The 13,955-nt window shown below is 59.2% G+C and carries 17 protein-coding genes; 13 read left to right on the top strand and 4 right to left on the bottom strand.

Going from position 1 to position 13,955, the window contains the following annotated elements:
• The first annotated feature begins 2 nt into the window (after window positions 1-2).
• The 8 genes from map to ACO079_RS01080 all read left to right on the top strand — a co-directional run bounded on the left by map (window position 3) and on the right by ACO079_RS01080 (window position 6,612).
• Window positions 3-839, top strand: a complete 837-nt coding sequence (gene map / locus ACO079_RS01115) for a type I methionyl aminopeptidase (protein ID WP_421791172.1) — start codon at window positions 3-5, stop codon at window positions 837-839.
• Window positions 840-843: 4 nt separating this feature from the next.
• Complete coding sequence (gene radC, locus ACO079_RS01110; RefSeq protein WP_421791170.1) at window positions 844-1,533, top strand: RadC family protein; 690 nt, start codon at window positions 844-846, stop codon at window positions 1,531-1,533.
• 279 nt (window positions 1,534-1,812) lie between these two features.
• Entirely contained in the window at window positions 1,813-3,033 is a 1,221-nt protein-coding gene (locus ACO079_RS01105; protein WP_421791168.1) for a threonine synthase, read from the top strand.
• Window positions 3,030-3,344: a DUF1330 domain-containing protein gene (locus ACO079_RS01100; protein WP_421791167.1), complete on the top strand. Its 315-nt coding sequence runs from the start codon at window positions 3,030-3,032 to the stop codon at window positions 3,342-3,344. Before ACO079_RS01105 ends, ACO079_RS01100 begins: the two co-directional genes overlap by 4 nt.
• Window positions 3,345-3,347: 3 nt before the next feature.
• Window positions 3,348-4,115 (top strand): isocitrate lyase/PEP mutase family protein, encoded by a 768-nt coding sequence (locus tag ACO079_RS01095; protein WP_421791165.1) that lies wholly within the window; start codon window positions 3,348-3,350, stop codon window positions 4,113-4,115.
• Between the two features lie 189 nt (window positions 4,116-4,304).
• Complete coding sequence (gene purB, locus ACO079_RS01090; protein WP_421791163.1) at window positions 4,305-5,606, top strand: adenylosuccinate lyase; 1,302 nt, start codon at window positions 4,305-4,307, stop codon at window positions 5,604-5,606.
• 17 nt (window positions 5,607-5,623) lie between these two features.
• Window positions 5,624-6,172 carry a pyridoxamine 5'-phosphate oxidase family protein gene (locus ACO079_RS01085; RefSeq protein WP_421791161.1) on the top strand — a complete coding sequence of 183 codons (549 nt, stop codon included), beginning with the start codon at window positions 5,624-5,626 and terminating at the stop codon, window positions 6,170-6,172.
• On the top strand, window positions 6,169-6,612 hold the full coding sequence (locus tag ACO079_RS01080) for a hypothetical protein (RefSeq protein ID WP_421791159.1): 444 nt from the start codon (window positions 6,169-6,171) through the stop codon (window positions 6,610-6,612). Before ACO079_RS01085 ends, ACO079_RS01080 begins: the two co-directional genes overlap by 4 nt.
• Here the strand turns inward: ACO079_RS01080 and ACO079_RS01075 are convergent.
• From ACO079_RS01075 to ACO079_RS01060, 4 genes are all read right to left on the bottom strand, one after another.
• On the bottom strand, window positions 6,609-7,034 hold the full coding sequence (locus ACO079_RS01075; protein WP_421791158.1) for a DUF6691 family protein: 426 nt from the start codon (window positions 7,032-7,034) through the stop codon (window positions 6,609-6,611). The genes ACO079_RS01080 and ACO079_RS01075 overlap by 4 nt on opposite strands.
• A 3-nt stretch (window positions 7,035-7,037) precedes the next feature.
• Window positions 7,038-7,463, bottom strand: a complete 426-nt coding sequence (locus ACO079_RS01070; protein WP_421791156.1) for a YeeE/YedE family protein — start codon at window positions 7,461-7,463, stop codon at window positions 7,038-7,040.
• A gap of 12 nt (window positions 7,464-7,475) precedes the next feature.
• Window positions 7,476-7,799 carry a DUF1476 domain-containing protein gene (locus ACO079_RS01065; protein ID WP_421791155.1) on the bottom strand — a complete coding sequence of 108 codons (324 nt, stop codon included), beginning with the start codon at window positions 7,797-7,799 and terminating at the stop codon, window positions 7,476-7,478.
• Between the two features lie 101 nt (window positions 7,800-7,900).
• The gene (locus ACO079_RS01060; RefSeq protein WP_421791153.1) at window positions 7,901-9,247 is read right to left on the bottom strand and encodes a class I SAM-dependent methyltransferase; all 1,347 of its coding nucleotides are present in this window, start codon (window positions 9,245-9,247) and stop codon (window positions 7,901-7,903) included.
• A 197-nt stretch (window positions 9,248-9,444) separates the two neighbouring features.
• Between ACO079_RS01060 and purC the strand changes: the two genes are divergently transcribed.
• Genes purC through purL form a run of 5 tightly spaced genes read left to right on the top strand, consistent with a single transcriptional unit; the run spans window position 9,445 to window position 13,919 of the window.
• Entirely contained in the window at window positions 9,445-10,206 is a 762-nt protein-coding gene (purC, locus tag ACO079_RS01055) for a phosphoribosylaminoimidazolesuccinocarboxamide synthase (RefSeq protein ID WP_421791151.1), read from the top strand.
• Window positions 10,203-10,442, top strand: a complete 240-nt coding sequence (gene purS, locus ACO079_RS01050) for a phosphoribosylformylglycinamidine synthase subunit PurS (protein ID WP_421791150.1) — start codon at window positions 10,203-10,205, stop codon at window positions 10,440-10,442. Before purC ends, purS begins: the two co-directional genes overlap by 4 nt.
• Complete coding sequence (locus ACO079_RS01045; RefSeq protein WP_421791148.1) at window positions 10,442-11,047, top strand: 2-hydroxychromene-2-carboxylate isomerase; 606 nt, start codon at window positions 10,442-10,444, stop codon at window positions 11,045-11,047. Before purS ends, ACO079_RS01045 begins: the two co-directional genes overlap by 1 nt.
• A complete protein-coding gene (gene purQ / locus ACO079_RS01040; protein WP_421791146.1) occupies window positions 11,044-11,712 on the top strand; it encodes a phosphoribosylformylglycinamidine synthase subunit PurQ in 669 nt (222 codons plus the stop codon). Before ACO079_RS01045 ends, purQ begins: the two co-directional genes overlap by 4 nt.
• On the top strand, window positions 11,709-13,919 hold the full coding sequence (gene purL, locus ACO079_RS01035; protein WP_421791144.1) for a phosphoribosylformylglycinamidine synthase subunit PurL: 2,211 nt from the start codon (window positions 11,709-11,711) through the stop codon (window positions 13,917-13,919). Before purQ ends, purL begins: the two co-directional genes overlap by 4 nt.
• Window positions 13,920-13,955: the final 36 nt, after the last annotated feature.

The following is a 13,955-nucleotide window of genomic DNA, read 5'->3' as shown; positions in this document are numbered from 1 at the left end:
TCATGAATCTGGCTTATGATATCCAGGCCGATGGCGCGGATGATGTGTCGCGCGATGGCCGCGTGAAACTGCATGGCGAAGAAGGCTTTGCCGGCATGCGCAAGGCAGGCCGGGCAGCAGCGGCAACGCTCGATCACATTGTGCCCCTGGTAAAGCCAGGAGTGACGACCGAAGAGATCGACAATGCCGTGCGCGACTTTATGTTCGCTCAAGGCGGCGTGCCAGCGACGCTCGGCTATCGCGGTTATATGAAATCTTCCTGCACCTCGATCAATCATGTGATCTGTCACGGCATTCCGGGGCCCAAGCCTTTGAAAGATGGCGATATCGTCAATATCGACGTCACCATTTTCCTCGATGGCTGGCATGGCGATACCAGCCGCATGTTCATTGTCGGCGAACCGCGCCGGAAGGCCGAACGTCTGGTGGAGGTCACCTATGAAGCGCTGATGGCCGGCATTGCCGAGGTCAAACCCGGCAACACGCTGGGCGATATTGGCGCCGCCATTCAGGAGATTGCCGAAGCCAATCGCTGTTCGGTGGTAGAAGATTTCTGTGGTCATGGCATTGGCCGGCTCTTCCATGACAGCCCGAACGTGCTTCACTATGGCCAGCGCGGTGAAGGCCTGGAACTCAAGCCCGGCATGTTCTTTACCATCGAGCCCATGCTCAATCTCGGCCGGCCGGATGCGAAAGTCCTCGCCGATGGCTGGACAGCCGTGACGCGGGATAAGTCCTTGTCGGCCCAGTTTGAGCATTCCATTGGGGTGACCGAGGACGGGGTGGAGATATTCACCGCGTCGCCCGCCGGGCTGGACAAGCCGCCCTACGCCGCCTGATTTCATGCCCGATAAGCCGGAGATACCGCATCATGCGGGCCATCGCGACCGGCTCAGGCAACGCTTTGCAACCGCAGGCGGTGATGCGCTGGCAGATTATGAGCTGCTGGAACTTTTCCTCTTCCGCTCCATCCCACGCCGGGACGTCAAACCGCTCGCCAAGGATCTGATCGCGCGATTTGGCGATCTGGGCGGTGTGGCTGCCGCCTCGATCGAAGCGCTGACAGAAGTAAAGGGCGTCTCCGAAAAGACCGCAGTCGATCTCCAGCTTTTGCGGTCTGTCGCCTCGCGCATGGCCCGCGAAGGCGCGCTGGATAAGCCGGTGATTTCTTCCTGGTCGACGCTGGTGAACTATTGCCGCACGGCCATGCAGCATGAAAATGTCGAGCAATTCCGCGTCTTGTATCTGGATAAAAAAAACCGGCTGAAAGCCGATGAGGTGATTTCAAAAGGTACGGTTGATCAGGCGCCCGTTTATCCGCGTGAGGTGGTCAAACGCGCCCTCGCCCATGATGCCAGCGCGATCATCCTGGTTCATAATCATCCTTCGGGGGATGTGACGCCCTCAACGTCTGACATCGAGATCACCAAGACGATTGTTGAGGCCTGCAAACCGTTCAACATCGTCGTCCATGATCATCTGATCATCGGACGGGAAATGACGGCAAGCTTTAAGACTCTGGGGTTGATTTAGGTGTTCGCGCGCTGCGCCGGTGTCCTCCGCTGATTACGGCAGAGACACCAAACTCGTCATCCCGGAAAGGCGTCAGCCTTGTCCGGGACCCATTCTGTGAGGCTGAAGTTCCGGCATGGGTTCCGGGCTCGCCCTGCGGGCGCCCCGGAATGACGATAATGTATCCGGGTCCCTCGGACTTGATCCGGGGATCCATCAATTATGAATAGATGGACCCTCGGGTCGAGCCCGAGGGACCCGGTAGTTGTGCTTCCATGGAATGCCGCTAACACTCCCACCATGCCCTATCCCAACTATTTCACCCATCTGGAATGCTCGGCTAACGGCGGCACCTACGCCAAGGATCAGCCCTGGAATCTGTCTGAAGCCGGAAAGCCGCTGTTGGCGCGCTATGACTTTGAAAAAGCGCGGGGCGAGATTGATCGCGATGAAATCTGGGCGCGCGAGGGCGGCTGCTGGAAATGGCGCGAGCTGTTACCCGTCGCGAAGGACGAGCACGTCACCACCCTGGGCGAGGTCGACACCCCGCTGATCGATTGCCCGGACACGATGACGCATTATGGCGGCACCGGCCGTCTCATCACCAAGGATGAGGGCCGCTTGCCGACTGGCAGTTTCAAGGCGCGGGGCCTTGCTCTCGCGGTGTCCATGGCGCGGTCCTATGGCGTCACCAAAATGGCGATGCCGACCAATGGCAATGCCGGGGCCGCGCTGTCGGCTTATGGCACGCGCGCGGGAATTGAGAGCTGGTGTTTTGCCCCGGATGATACGCCGGAAGTTAATATCCGCGAGATCGCCCTGCACGGCGGAAAAGTGTTTCGCGTCAATGGCTTTATTCATCAATGCGGTGCCCTGGTTGGCGCGGGCAAGGACAAGATGGGCTGGTTTGATGTCTCCACCCTGAAAGAGCCGTATCGCATCGAGGGCAAGAAAACGATGGGGGTCGAGCTGGCCGCCCAGCTGGGCTGGCGCTTACCCGATGCCATCTTCTATCCCACCGGCGGCGGCACGGGCCTGATCGGCATGTGGAAGGCGTTTGATGAGATGGAGCGCCTGGGTTGGATCGGCTCGGTGCGCCCGAAAATGTTCGCCATCCAGGCCGAAGGCTGTGCGCCCATTGTGAAAGCCTATGACGAAGGCAAGGAACACGCCGACGAATGGATTGAGGCGGAAACCGCTGCCATGGGCATTCGCGTGCCCAAAGCCATTGGCGATTTTCTGATCCTGCGCGCCGTGCGCGAAAGCGGCGGCGCGGCGCTGTCGGTCTCAGAAGACCAGATCGAAACCGCCCGCGCCGTGTGTGGCCGCGAAGATGGTTTATTGTTGTGCCCGGAAGGCGCGGCGACGCTGGCCGCCTATGGCCGGGCGCTGGATGAAGGCCTGATCGAGCGCGACGCGGAGGCGGTTTTGTTCAATTGCGGCTCGGGCCTGAAATACGCCATGCCGGATTTCTCGAAAACGCTGGACCGCCACGCCGAGATTGATTGGGGGAGCCTATGACCAACACGCCCGTCTACGTCGTGGCCAATCTGAAAATCCACGACGCCGAGACCTACAAGACTTATGAAAAGGGCTTCTTCCCGATCCTGAAGAAGCATGGTGGTCAGCTGCTGTCGTTTGATGATGTGCCGCACACGTTTGAAGGTCAGGCGCCACGCGAGGGCCGGTTGATTGTTGCCACCTTCCCCAGCGAAGACGCCGCCAAAGCGTGGTATCACGATCCGGACTATCAGGCGATTTCCGAACATCGCCGCGCGGGCACGACGCTGGAATTTCTGACCATGGCACGCGGCCTGCCGCCAAGGAGCTAAGACATGCAAACGCAAGCGGGCAAAGCCCAGACTTTTCATAGCCTTCATCAAGCGGGTAATCCGCTGGTGCTTTACAATATCTGGGATGCCGGCAGCGCGAAGGCAGTCGCCGAGGCGGGCGCAAAAGCCATAGCGACCGGCAGCTGGTCGGTCGCCGCGGCTCAGGGCTATGACGATGGCGAGAAGCTGCCGCTGGACCGCCTATTGCGCACGGCCAAGCAGATCAGTTCAGCGGTTGAGTTACCTGTCAACATCGACTTTGAAGGCGGTTATGCCGCCGAGCCGGAATTCCTGGCCGATAATATCGCCAAGCTGATCGCCACCGGGGCGGTGGGTATCAATTTCGAGGATCGCATCGTGTCGGGAGACGGGCTCTATTCGATCGAGGATCAGGCCAAGCGCATCGCTGCTATTCGCGGCGTGGCGGACGAGACCGGCATTCCGCTATTCATCAATGCGCGCACGGATGTGTTCCTGAAGACCGATGCCGCCGACCATGCCAACCACATGAAGGAAGCCACCGACCGCGCCGATGTTTATGCCGAGGCGGGGGCCAGCGGCATATTCATTCCGGGATTGTCCGATGCCGATCTGATTGGGCGTTTCTGTGAGCACACAAACCTGCCGGTGAATGCCTATATGAAAGAGGGCGCGCCCTCGATTGCCGAGATGGCCAAGCGGGGCGTTTCCCGGATCAGTCACGGCCCTGCACCCTATCGTGAGGCGATGCGCGCGCTGGCAGATCGGGCGGCGGGGGTTTATCAGAGCTAATGTGATGTCTCCCCCTGCTTGCGGGGGGAGTGGCCTGAAAGGCCGAGGGGGGCGAATGCTGCGCCAGCCCCCTCCGTCAGCTTCGCTGACACCTCCCCCGTAAACAGGGGAGGACATCTGTTCGCTACTTGACCTTCCCGGCTCTCAAGCGCATCACGCGGGCCTCAAACACAAAGGACTGGCACGCGCATGATTCCCCGATATACGAGGCCGGAGATGGCGGCGATCTGGTCGCCGGAAAACAAGTATCGCATCTGGTTCGAGATCGAGGCGCATGCCACCGACCGCCTGGCCGAGCTGGGCGTTGTGCCCGCCGAGGCTGCCAAGGCCGTCTGGAAGGCCAAGGACAAGACGTTTGATGTCGCCCGGATCGATGAGATCGAGGCCGAGGTCAAACATGATGTCATCGCCTTTTTGACCCATCTCGCCGAGCTGGTCGGTGAGGATGCGCGCTTTGTGCATCAGGGCCTGACGTCTTCGGACGTGCTGGACACTTGCCTCGCCGTGCAGATGCGCGATGCGGCAGATCTCTTGCTGGTGGGTATGGACCGGGTGCTGGAAGCGCTGAAAACGCGCGCGATAGAGCACAAATACACTGCCTGTATTGGCCGCTCTCACGGTATTCACGCCGAACCCACCACGATGGGGCTGAAATTTGCGCGTTTCTATGCCGAGTTCGCTCGAAACAGAGATCGTCTGGTCCGTGCGCGCGATGAAGTCGCGACCTGCGCGATTTCCGGCGCGATTGGCACCTTCGCCAATGTCGACCCGTCCGTTGAGGCCCATGTGGCCGAGAAGATGGGGCTGTCTGTGGAGCCCATCTCTACCCAGGTTATTCCGCGCGACCGGCATGCGAATTTCTTCGCGGTTCTGGGCCTGATCGCCTCGGCGATTGAAAACATCGCCGTGGAAGTGCGCCATCTTCAGCGTTCAGAAGTGCGCGAGGCACAGGAGTATTTCTCCAAAGGCCAGAAGGGTTCATCGGCCATGCCGCACAAGCGCAACCCGATCCTGACGGAAAACCTGACCGGTCAGGCGCGTCTGGTGCGCATGGCAGTGGTGCCAGCTATGGAGAATATCGCGCTCTGGCATGAGCGGGATATTTCACATTCGTCCGTGGAGCGCGGCATTGCGCCCGACAGCACCGTGCATCTGGATTTTGGCCTGCACCGCACCGCCGGCATGATAGAAAAGCTGATCGTACATGAGGATCGCTGCCGGGAAAATCTGGAAGCCTATGGCGGTATTCATAATTCCCAGCGTGTTTTGCTCGCCCTGACCCAGGCCGGGGCCAGCCGCGAGGACGGCTATCGTCTGGTCCAGCGCAATGGTCTGAAAACCTGGGATGAAGGCGGCAAGCTGTCCGATCACTTGAAAGCCGATGAAGACGTGCGCGGCTTTCTGTCAGACGCTCAGATCGAGGCCTGTTTTGACGAGGCCTATCATTTCAAACATGTCGATACGATTTTCGCGCGGGTGTTTGGCGAATAGCCGCAAGGACTAGGGTGATGGCCAAGACGTATACCGAAATCGACGGCCGCATCGCTAACTTCATCGAAGCCCAAAAACTGTTCTTTGTGGCCACAGCTCCGGCTGGGTCTGATGGGCATGTAAATATGTCACCGAAGGGCTATGACAGCTTTCGCATTCTCGGCCCGAACAAGGTCGCCTATCTCGACCTTGGCGGGTCCGGCATCGAAACCGTTGCGCATCTGCGCGAGAATGGCCGCATCACCTTTATGTTCTGCGCCTTCGAGGGCAAAGCCAATATTCTGAGGCTTTATGGCAAGGGATCGGCCATCTGTTTTGATGATCCCGGTTTTGAGGACGCGCTCGCGTGTTTCCCAGATTTCCCGAAGGCCCGCGCGATCATTACTGCCGAAATTACCCGCATTCAGGAGTCCTGCGGATGGGGCGTCCCGTTCTACGAGTTCAAAGGCGAGCGGAATCAGCTGGTCCGCTATAATGAACATCGCAGCGATGAAGAGTGGCGGAAACGCCGATATGACAGCAATGCGAAGTCCATCGACGGTCTGAAGGGACTAATCAAACCATGAGCGATGAAACGGAAATCCGCAGCATCGTCCAGGCCATCTACGAGATGATCTCAGGTCCGCCCGGCCCTCGCGACTGGTCGAAACAGCTGGACTATTTTCACCCGGATTGCCGGCAGATCCGCACCGGTGTCGATGATAATGGCCAGCCCTGGCATCTGATGATGTCGCTGGATGAGTATCGTGAGAATACGACGCCCTTCTTTAATGTGGGCGGGTTCTATGAGCTGGAACTGGCCTGCGAGGTACGGGTCTTCGGGAACATTGCGCATGCCTGGTCAAGTTATGAGGCCAAAACTGACCTAGCCGATCCGGAACCGGAACGCCGCGGCATTAATTCCATCCAGCTATACAAGGATGCCAGCGGCAAATGGCGGATCATCGCCATGATCTGGGACAATGAGCGCGACGGCGTCGCCTTGCCGCCGGACATGACCGGCTAGGGCAACCAGCCTTTACGGTTCGCCCCTTCGTAAATTACCATGCCCGACAGCATGGCGCCGAGGAAGACCAGCAACGGCCAGCCTCCAATGAAGAGCCCGGCAATTGCCGGTCCCGGACACAGGCCGACCAGCCCCCACCCTGCTCCGAACAGCACCGCACCAAGGATCAGCGGGCGGTCGATCTTTGTGTTGGTGGGCACCTGAAATGAGTCCGCGAAGACCGGCGTCTTGCGTTTCCAGACCAGGAAATAGCCCAGCGTGGTCACCGCCATGGCGCCGCCCATCACGAACGCCAAGGACGGGTCCCAATTGCTCAGAATGTCCAGAAATCCCAACACCTTGGCCGGATTGGTCATCTGCGCAATGGTGAGGCCAATGCCGAAAATCAGCCCGGCGAAAAGACCTGCGATATTCTTGCCCATCGCCTAACCCCCTACCAGGGCGCGGATTAGCGCGACGGTAAGCATGCCCACACCCATGAAGGTGATCACGGCCACAAGCGACCGGACGGAAAAGCGCGACAGGCCGCACACGCCATGCCCGCTGGTGCAACCTGAACCCAGCCGGGTGCCGATGCCGACTAACAGCCCGCCGCTGATCAGCAGGGAGAGGTTCGTGGTGATTTCAAACGGCAGCGGCTCGCCTGACACCGCGCGCACCACCAAAGGTCCGGCGATCAGTCCGGCAATAAACAGGAGACGCCACAGGCGATCTCCCGGAGCACCAATCACCGTATTGGCCAAGATGCCGCTGATCCCGGCCACGCGGCCATTCAGCGCCATCAGCAAGACGGCGGACAGGCCGATCAGCACACCGCCGATGAGCGCGGACACAGGTGTGAAATTTTCCATCAGAGAAAGGCCCTAGCCTTCCTTCATCACCTCGTCACGCGCATCCGCAAGGAATTGCTCCATCTTGGTGCGCACGGTGTGTTCGGAGACATCCACCTTGGCCGCATCGAGATCGCCTTTCACCTTGCGGTAGACGTCTTCATCGCCGGCTTCCTCAAAGTCGGATTTGATGACTTCCTTGGCATAGGCTTGCGCGTCTTCACCGGATTTACCCAGCAGTTCGGCCACCCAGAGGCCCAGCATTTTGTTGCGGCGAACGCCCGCCTTGAATTCCAGTTCCTGATCGTGCGCGTAACGGCCTTCAAGTCCTTTTTCGCGATCGTCCATTCCGCTCATCAATGTCTCCCTCGGGGCGAAGTTGGTGGTCCTTCTCCGTTAGCTTGGCCAGAGCCGCAAATCAATCACTCGCAGGTGAATGCCGCCGCCGGCTTGCAGCACTAAAGGCCGAGACGCGAGGCGAGTTCTCCCTGCGGCTGGAAAAGCGGAGATAAATCACTGCGCAGGCGCTCACCGAGCGCACTGGGCAGGGCCGGAACATTTGGATCATCGAGCGAGGCTTCGAGTGCTTGCCAGATAAGCGGGGCCTTGCCTTTGTAGCCGCCATACTGCGCGGCGAGAGCGGCATGGAAAATCGCGAGCCAATAAAGATCGGCTTCGACCACCGAAGAACCCGCCGCGATCCGCAGAACCTCACGGCAAAACCGGAAGGCATTCAAGAACTCGTCGCTCGCGCTTTCAAATTGGCGGTGCGCATTCATCTGCAACATGGCGAGGTGATAGGCGAGCGAAGCCTCACACGCCCGGTATTCTTCCAGGAAGGCCGGATAGTCGGGGAAATGCAAGTTCTCAGGCGCGGATTTGAAGGTCAGTTGCCGCGCCAGCGTGTCCGCTTCCGCCCAATTGGCCGATTGGACCCGCAAGCGGAACAGCCGGTGCGCGACCCCGACGCCAACTATTGTCTCCGGATCGTGATCGCCGGCAGCCGAGCGCAGATATTTCAACGACAGGTCCGCAATATCCACGTCGGTCCAGTTGAAGGGCTGATCGCTGGCATAGGCGATCTGCGTCACGCCCAGCGTCCGGATCACAACATGTTCGAAACCGGCCTCGCGCATCGCCTTTTCAAAGGCTGAATGCGAATAGAGAAAGACATGAGCCCAGGGCGATATGACAGCGCGCTTTTCGCTATTCGATCGCTCTTCTGCGAGCGATTCTGCGCGCGGCGTCGTGATCACAGCAACACCGCCGGGTTTCAAATAACTGCGGATCGTCTGAAGCAACGCGGCGGGATCGGAAACGTGTTCGATAACCTCCGAAGAAAAGATCATGTCGACCGGGTTTTGCAGGCGCGGATCGTCCTGTGTTTGCGGTGTGCCTGTCAGGATTTTCGGCAAAATCGGCACGCCGAGCATTTCTGATCCCACCCGGCCATAATGAGCGGGTTCAATGCCCAGCACCTCTGCGCCGGTCAGACGGCGGGCAATATCGAGGGAAAAGCCGAACCCGCAACCGATATCCATAAAGGTGCCGGGTTTCCAGATTTCGAAGGCTGGTCCAAGATATCCAACCAGTCCGTCTATTGAACAATTCATCTCCACATAATTGCGGATACCCGTCATCTGGGTGGTGTGCTGGGAGTAATCCTTATCAGGCGGCGGCAGCATGACCGCACTGTTGCAGGCCAGGCAATCATGGACCGATACGCCATCCAGATTGAACGTAAACTTCTGAGCTGCATCGGAAATTTCCGATGCTCCGCAGGCCGGGCAGACGGGGCTTTTCATGCCGGTGTCGTAGCCATATGACGCCGTCCTGACAACCAAAAGCAGGCGCGTTGGCTGCGATCCGGCCTGGCCCGCATCATTGCATTGCAGCCTCACCCGCTTGGAAGTAAGTTCCGCCGCTCTTCCGACGGCCCCGTCACCCGATTCGGGGCCGTTTCTATTTTCCGCCACTCGGGAAGTGGCAACGGAGCTGGCCCATGGCACGCCGCAAGATGATCTACGAAGGCAAGGCGAAAATCCTTTACGAAGGACCTGAGCCGGGCACCATCGTTCAGTATTTCAAGGATGATGCGACCGCCTTCAACAATCAGAAAAAAGCCACGCTGGAAGGCAAGGGCGTTCTGAACAACCGGATCAGCGAGTTCATTATGGTTGGCCTGATGCGGGCCGGCATTCCCACGCATTTCATCCGGCGCCTGAATATGCGCGAACAGCTGGTGCGGCAAGTCGAGATCATTCCGCTGGAAGTCATCGCACGCAATGTCGCGGCCGGTTCGATGTGCCAGCGTCTGGGGCTGGAGGAAGGCACCGCCCTGCCCCGTTCGATCATCGAATTCTGCTATAAGAATGACGAGCTGGGCGATCCGCTGGTGACGGAAGATCACATCACCGCGTTCAACTGGGCAGCTCCGCAGGATCTGGATGACATTGTCACCCTGACGGTGCGGATCAATGATTATCTCACCGGAATGTTCGCAGCGGTCGGTATCCAGCTGGTCGATTTCAAGCTGGAATTCGGCCGGCTTTTCGAAGGCGATATGATGCGCATTGTGCTGGCTGACGAAATCAGCCCGGACAGCTGCCGGCTGTGGGATATCGAGACTCAGGAGAAGATGGACAAGGACCGCTTCCGCCGCGATCTCGGCAATGTCACCGAAGCCTACACCGAAGTCGCCCGCCGCCTGGGTGTTATCCGCCCCAATGGTCAGCAGGCCGCCAATGATGAGGGAAGCTCATGAAAGCGCGTATCCATGTCTATCTGAAGCCCGGTGTTCTGGATCCACAGGGCGCGGCTGTCGCCGGAGCCCTGAAAAATCTGGGCTTTGATGAGGTTGAAAATGCGCGTCAGGGCAAGCTGATCGAGCTGGATCTTACCGGTGAGGATGCCGACGCGGCCAAGGCGCGCGTGGAAGAGATGTGCAACAAGCTGCTCGCCAACCCGGTGATCGAGAATTTCTCGATCGAGATGGCGTAATGCCGAAGCTCGAATTCTGGTTCGAGTACGCGTCCAGCTATTCCTATCCTGCGGCCTATGCCGTCGCTGATGCTTGTGAAGAGGCCGGCGTGGAACTGGTCTGGAAACCCTTTCTGCTCGGGCCGATTTTTGCCAGCCAGGGCTGGAAGACCTCGCCCTTCAATCTCTATCCCGTCAAAGGCCAATATATGATCCGCGATATGGAGCGGATCTGCGCCAAGGCCGGATTGCCGTTTCAGCTCTCGACGGATGGCGACTGGCCGCAATTTTCCGTCGCGGCGGCGCGTATTGGCCTGATTGGAGCGAAAGAAGGCTGGATAAGGGCGTTTACGGAAAACCTCTACCGGCTTGAATTTGCGGACAATCTCGACATTTCCAAGGAAGCAACATTGCGTGCGGCATTGGAAGGTGTCGCGGAGGCCGACCGGGTGATCTCTGAAAGCCGCAGCCGCGAAACGAAAAACGCTCTGAAGGCGCAGGTGGACGAGGCCATGTCCGCCGGGATATTCGGTGCTCCGACTTACAGAGTCGGAACGGAAATTTTCTGGGGCGGTGATCGCCTCAACGATGCCATTGAGTGGGCCGTGGAGCACGCCGAGCCATGAAATCTGCCGTTATTGTTTTTCCCGGATCGAATTGTGATCGCGATGCCGCAATGGCAATCGAGACAGTCACCGGCACTGCGCCGGCCATGGTCTGGCACCAGGACACTGAGCTGCCCGAAGGCACCGAATTCGTGATGCTGCCGGGCGGGTTTTCCTATGGTGATTATCTGCGCTGTGGCGCTATGGCGGGCGTCTCTCACATCATTCCAGCGGTGAAGGCCCATGCCAAAGCCGGCAAGCCGGTGCTGGGCGTATGCAATGGCTTTCAGATCCTGATCGAGACCGGGTTGCTGCCCGGTGCGCTGATGCGCAATGCCAGCCTGCATTTTGTCTGTGAGAAGGCTCCCCTGCGGGTGGAAAACGCCAATACGCAATTTACCAGCGGCTATGCCACCAATCGCGACATCACCATTCCGGTCGCCCACCATGATGGCAATTATTTTGCCGATGATGAGACGCTGGATGCGCTGGAAGGCGATGGACGTGTGCTGTTCCGCTATGCCAGTAACCCCAATGGCTCTGTGCGCGATATTGCCGGTATCTCGAACGAGCGCGGCAATGTGATGGGCATGATGCCCCACCCCGAACGCGCGATTGATGCGATGCATGGCGGCACAGACGGCTTGGCCCTTTTCGAGAGCCTTCTGGGGAGGGCTTCGTCATGACCCAATACGCTGACGGCATCACCCCGGAGATTGCAGCAGAGCACCTGCCCGAGGATGAATACGCCAAAGCCGTGGAGATTCTGGGCCGGGCGCCGAACCTGGTCGAACTCGGCATTTTCTCGGTCATGTGGTCCGAGCATTGTTCCTATAAATCCAGCCGCGTGCATTTGAAGAAATTCCCGACCTCCGGCGAAAAAGTCATTCAGGGTCCCGGTGAGAATGCCGGTGTCGTCGATATTGGCGATGGGCAGGCGTGCATCTTCAAAATGGAGAGCCACAACCACCCGTCTTACATCGAGCCCTATCAGGGCGCAGCGACGGGCGTGGGCGGCATCTTGCGCGACGTCTTCACCATGGGTGCGCGACCGGTGGCGCTGATGAATGCGCTGCGCTTTGGCGCGCCGGATCATCCCAAGACGCGCCAGCTGGTCTCCGGCGTCGTCGCCGGGATTGGCGGTTATGGAAATTGCGTGGGCGTGCCGACCGTGGGCGGGGAAACCAATTTCCATGCCGGTTACAACGGCAACATCCTTGTCAATGCGATGGCCGTGGGCCTGGCGGATACGGACAAGATTTTCTATGCGCGTGGGGCCGAGCCGGGCCAGCCGATTGTCTATGTCGGTTCGAAAACCGGACGTGATGGCATTCATGGCGCCACCATGGCGTCTGCCGAGTTTGATGATGAGAGCGAAGAAAAACGCCCCACCGTTCAGGTTGGCGACCCGTTTGTTGAGAAGAAGCTGATCGAAGCCTGTCTGGAGCTGATGGACACCGACGCCATCGCCGCCGTGCAAGATATGGGCGCGGCAGGCCTGACGTCCTCCTCCGTTGAGATGGCGGGCAAGGGCAATGTGGGCTTGCTGATGGACCTCGATAAAGTGCCCCAGCGCGAAGACAACATGTCGGCCTATGAGATGATGCTTTCCGAGAGCCAGGAGCGCATGCTGTTCATCCTGAAGCCGGGCAAGGAACAGATCGCCTACGACATTTTCAACAAGTGGGAGCTGGACGTCGCCACGATCGGTGAAACCACCGAAACGGGCCGCATGGTGCTGACCCATCAGGGCGAGACGGTCTGCGATATTCCGCTCGATCCGCTGGCCGAAGATGCGCCCTTGTATGAGCGTCCGTGGACGCGTCATGACGCCGAGCCAACGGTGATGGCCGATGAGCTGGCTCAGCCGAAAGACTATGCCGAAGCCATTCTCACGCTGATGGTCTCACCGGATCTCGCTTCCAAGCGCTGGATCTGGCGTCAATACGACCGCCACGTCATGGCCGATACGGCGGCGTCATCCGAAGACCCGGCGGATGCCGCGATTGTGCGCGTCCACGGCACGAATAAGGGTCTGGCCATCACGACCGATTGCACGCCGCGCTATTGCTACAACTTCCCCCTGGAAGGCGGAAAACAGGCGGTGGCGGAAGCCTGGCGCAATCTGACGGCTGTCGGGGCGGACCCGATTGCGATCACGGACTGTCTGAATTTCGGCAACCCGGAGCGCCCGGACATTATGGGCCAGTTTGCCGAATGCGTGGAAGGCATGGCCGAAGCGTGTGAAGCGCTCAACTTCCCGGTCGTGTCCGGCAATGTCTCTTTGTATAATGAAACCAATGGGGTGGCGATCCCGCCCACTCCTGCGGTTGGCGCTGTGGGCCTGATCCCGGATCTTTCCCAGCGCATGGGATATGGCTGTGTCGGGACTGGCGACATCCTGATGCTGGTCGGCGATACGGATGGTCATCTCGGCGCGTCCATTTATCTGCGCGAAATTGAAAACCGCGAAGATGGGGCCCCGCCGCCCGTTGATCTGGCTGTGGAAAAACGCAATGGCGATTTCGTGCGGGCGCAGATCCGCGATGGCGCGATCCATGCCTGCCATGACCTGTCAGATGGTGGCCTCGCCGCTGCGGCGTCTGAAATGGCGATGGCGTCCGGCACCGGCCTCAATCTGGTGCATGACACTGATCTGCCCTTACATGGCTGGCTCTTTGGCGAAGATCAGGCGCGTTACCTGCTCGCAGTTAGCGAAGACAAAGCCAAGGCCGTGCGCAAAGCCGCCAAAGAGGCCGGCGTTCCCATCCACGTGATTGGCGTGGCGGGTGGCGATGGCCTCACCATCAATGGCATGATTGATGTCTCTATTGCCGATCTGAAAGCCGTCAATGAGAGCTTCATGCCGACCCTGATGGGTGAGGCATATTAACCCGTCATCCCGGGGTTCGCCGCAGGCGGGAACCCG

The sequence above is a fragment of the Hyphobacterium sp. genome (assembly GCF_965228115.1).
Lineage (GTDB): Bacteria > Pseudomonadota > Alphaproteobacteria > Caulobacterales > Maricaulaceae > Hyphobacterium.
This window is presented reverse-complemented; position numbering and strand designations above follow the sequence as displayed.

Coding starts and splice junctions, on each gene's coding strand:
- map (WP_421791172.1), top strand. CDS start 3: ATGAATCTGGCTTATGATATCCAGGCCGATGGCGCGGATGATGTGTCG.
- radC (WP_421791170.1), top strand. CDS start 844: ATGCCCGATAAGCCGGAGATACCGCATCATGCGGGCCATCGCGACCGG.
- ACO079_RS01105 (WP_421791168.1), top strand. CDS start 1,813: ATGCCCTATCCCAACTATTTCACCCATCTGGAATGCTCGGCTAACGGC.
- ACO079_RS01100 (WP_421791167.1), top strand. CDS start 3,030: ATGACCAACACGCCCGTCTACGTCGTGGCCAATCTGAAAATCCACGAC.
- ACO079_RS01095 (WP_421791165.1), top strand. CDS start 3,348: ATGCAAACGCAAGCGGGCAAAGCCCAGACTTTTCATAGCCTTCATCAA.
- purB (WP_421791163.1), top strand. CDS start 4,305: ATGATTCCCCGATATACGAGGCCGGAGATGGCGGCGATCTGGTCGCCG.
- ACO079_RS01085 (WP_421791161.1), top strand. CDS start 5,624: ATGGCCAAGACGTATACCGAAATCGACGGCCGCATCGCTAACTTCATC.
- ACO079_RS01080 (WP_421791159.1), top strand. CDS start 6,169: ATGAGCGATGAAACGGAAATCCGCAGCATCGTCCAGGCCATCTACGAG.
- ACO079_RS01075 (WP_421791158.1), bottom strand. CDS start 7,034: ATGGGCAAGAATATCGCAGGTCTTTTCGCCGGGCTGATTTTCGGCATT.
- ACO079_RS01070 (WP_421791156.1), bottom strand. CDS start 7,463: ATGGAAAATTTCACACCTGTGTCCGCGCTCATCGGCGGTGTGCTGATC.
- ACO079_RS01065 (WP_421791155.1), bottom strand. CDS start 7,799: ATGAGCGGAATGGACGATCGCGAAAAAGGACTTGAAGGCCGTTACGCG.
- ACO079_RS01060 (WP_421791153.1), bottom strand. CDS start 9,247: ATGAAAAGCCCCGTCTGCCCGGCCTGCGGAGCATCGGAAATTTCCGAT.
- purC (WP_421791151.1), top strand. CDS start 9,445: ATGGCACGCCGCAAGATGATCTACGAAGGCAAGGCGAAAATCCTTTAC.
- purS (WP_421791150.1), top strand. CDS start 10,203: ATGAAAGCGCGTATCCATGTCTATCTGAAGCCCGGTGTTCTGGATCCA.
- ACO079_RS01045 (WP_421791148.1), top strand. CDS start 10,442: ATGCCGAAGCTCGAATTCTGGTTCGAGTACGCGTCCAGCTATTCCTAT.
- purQ (WP_421791146.1), top strand. CDS start 11,044: ATGAAATCTGCCGTTATTGTTTTTCCCGGATCGAATTGTGATCGCGAT.
- purL (WP_421791144.1), top strand. CDS start 11,709: ATGACCCAATACGCTGACGGCATCACCCCGGAGATTGCAGCAGAGCAC.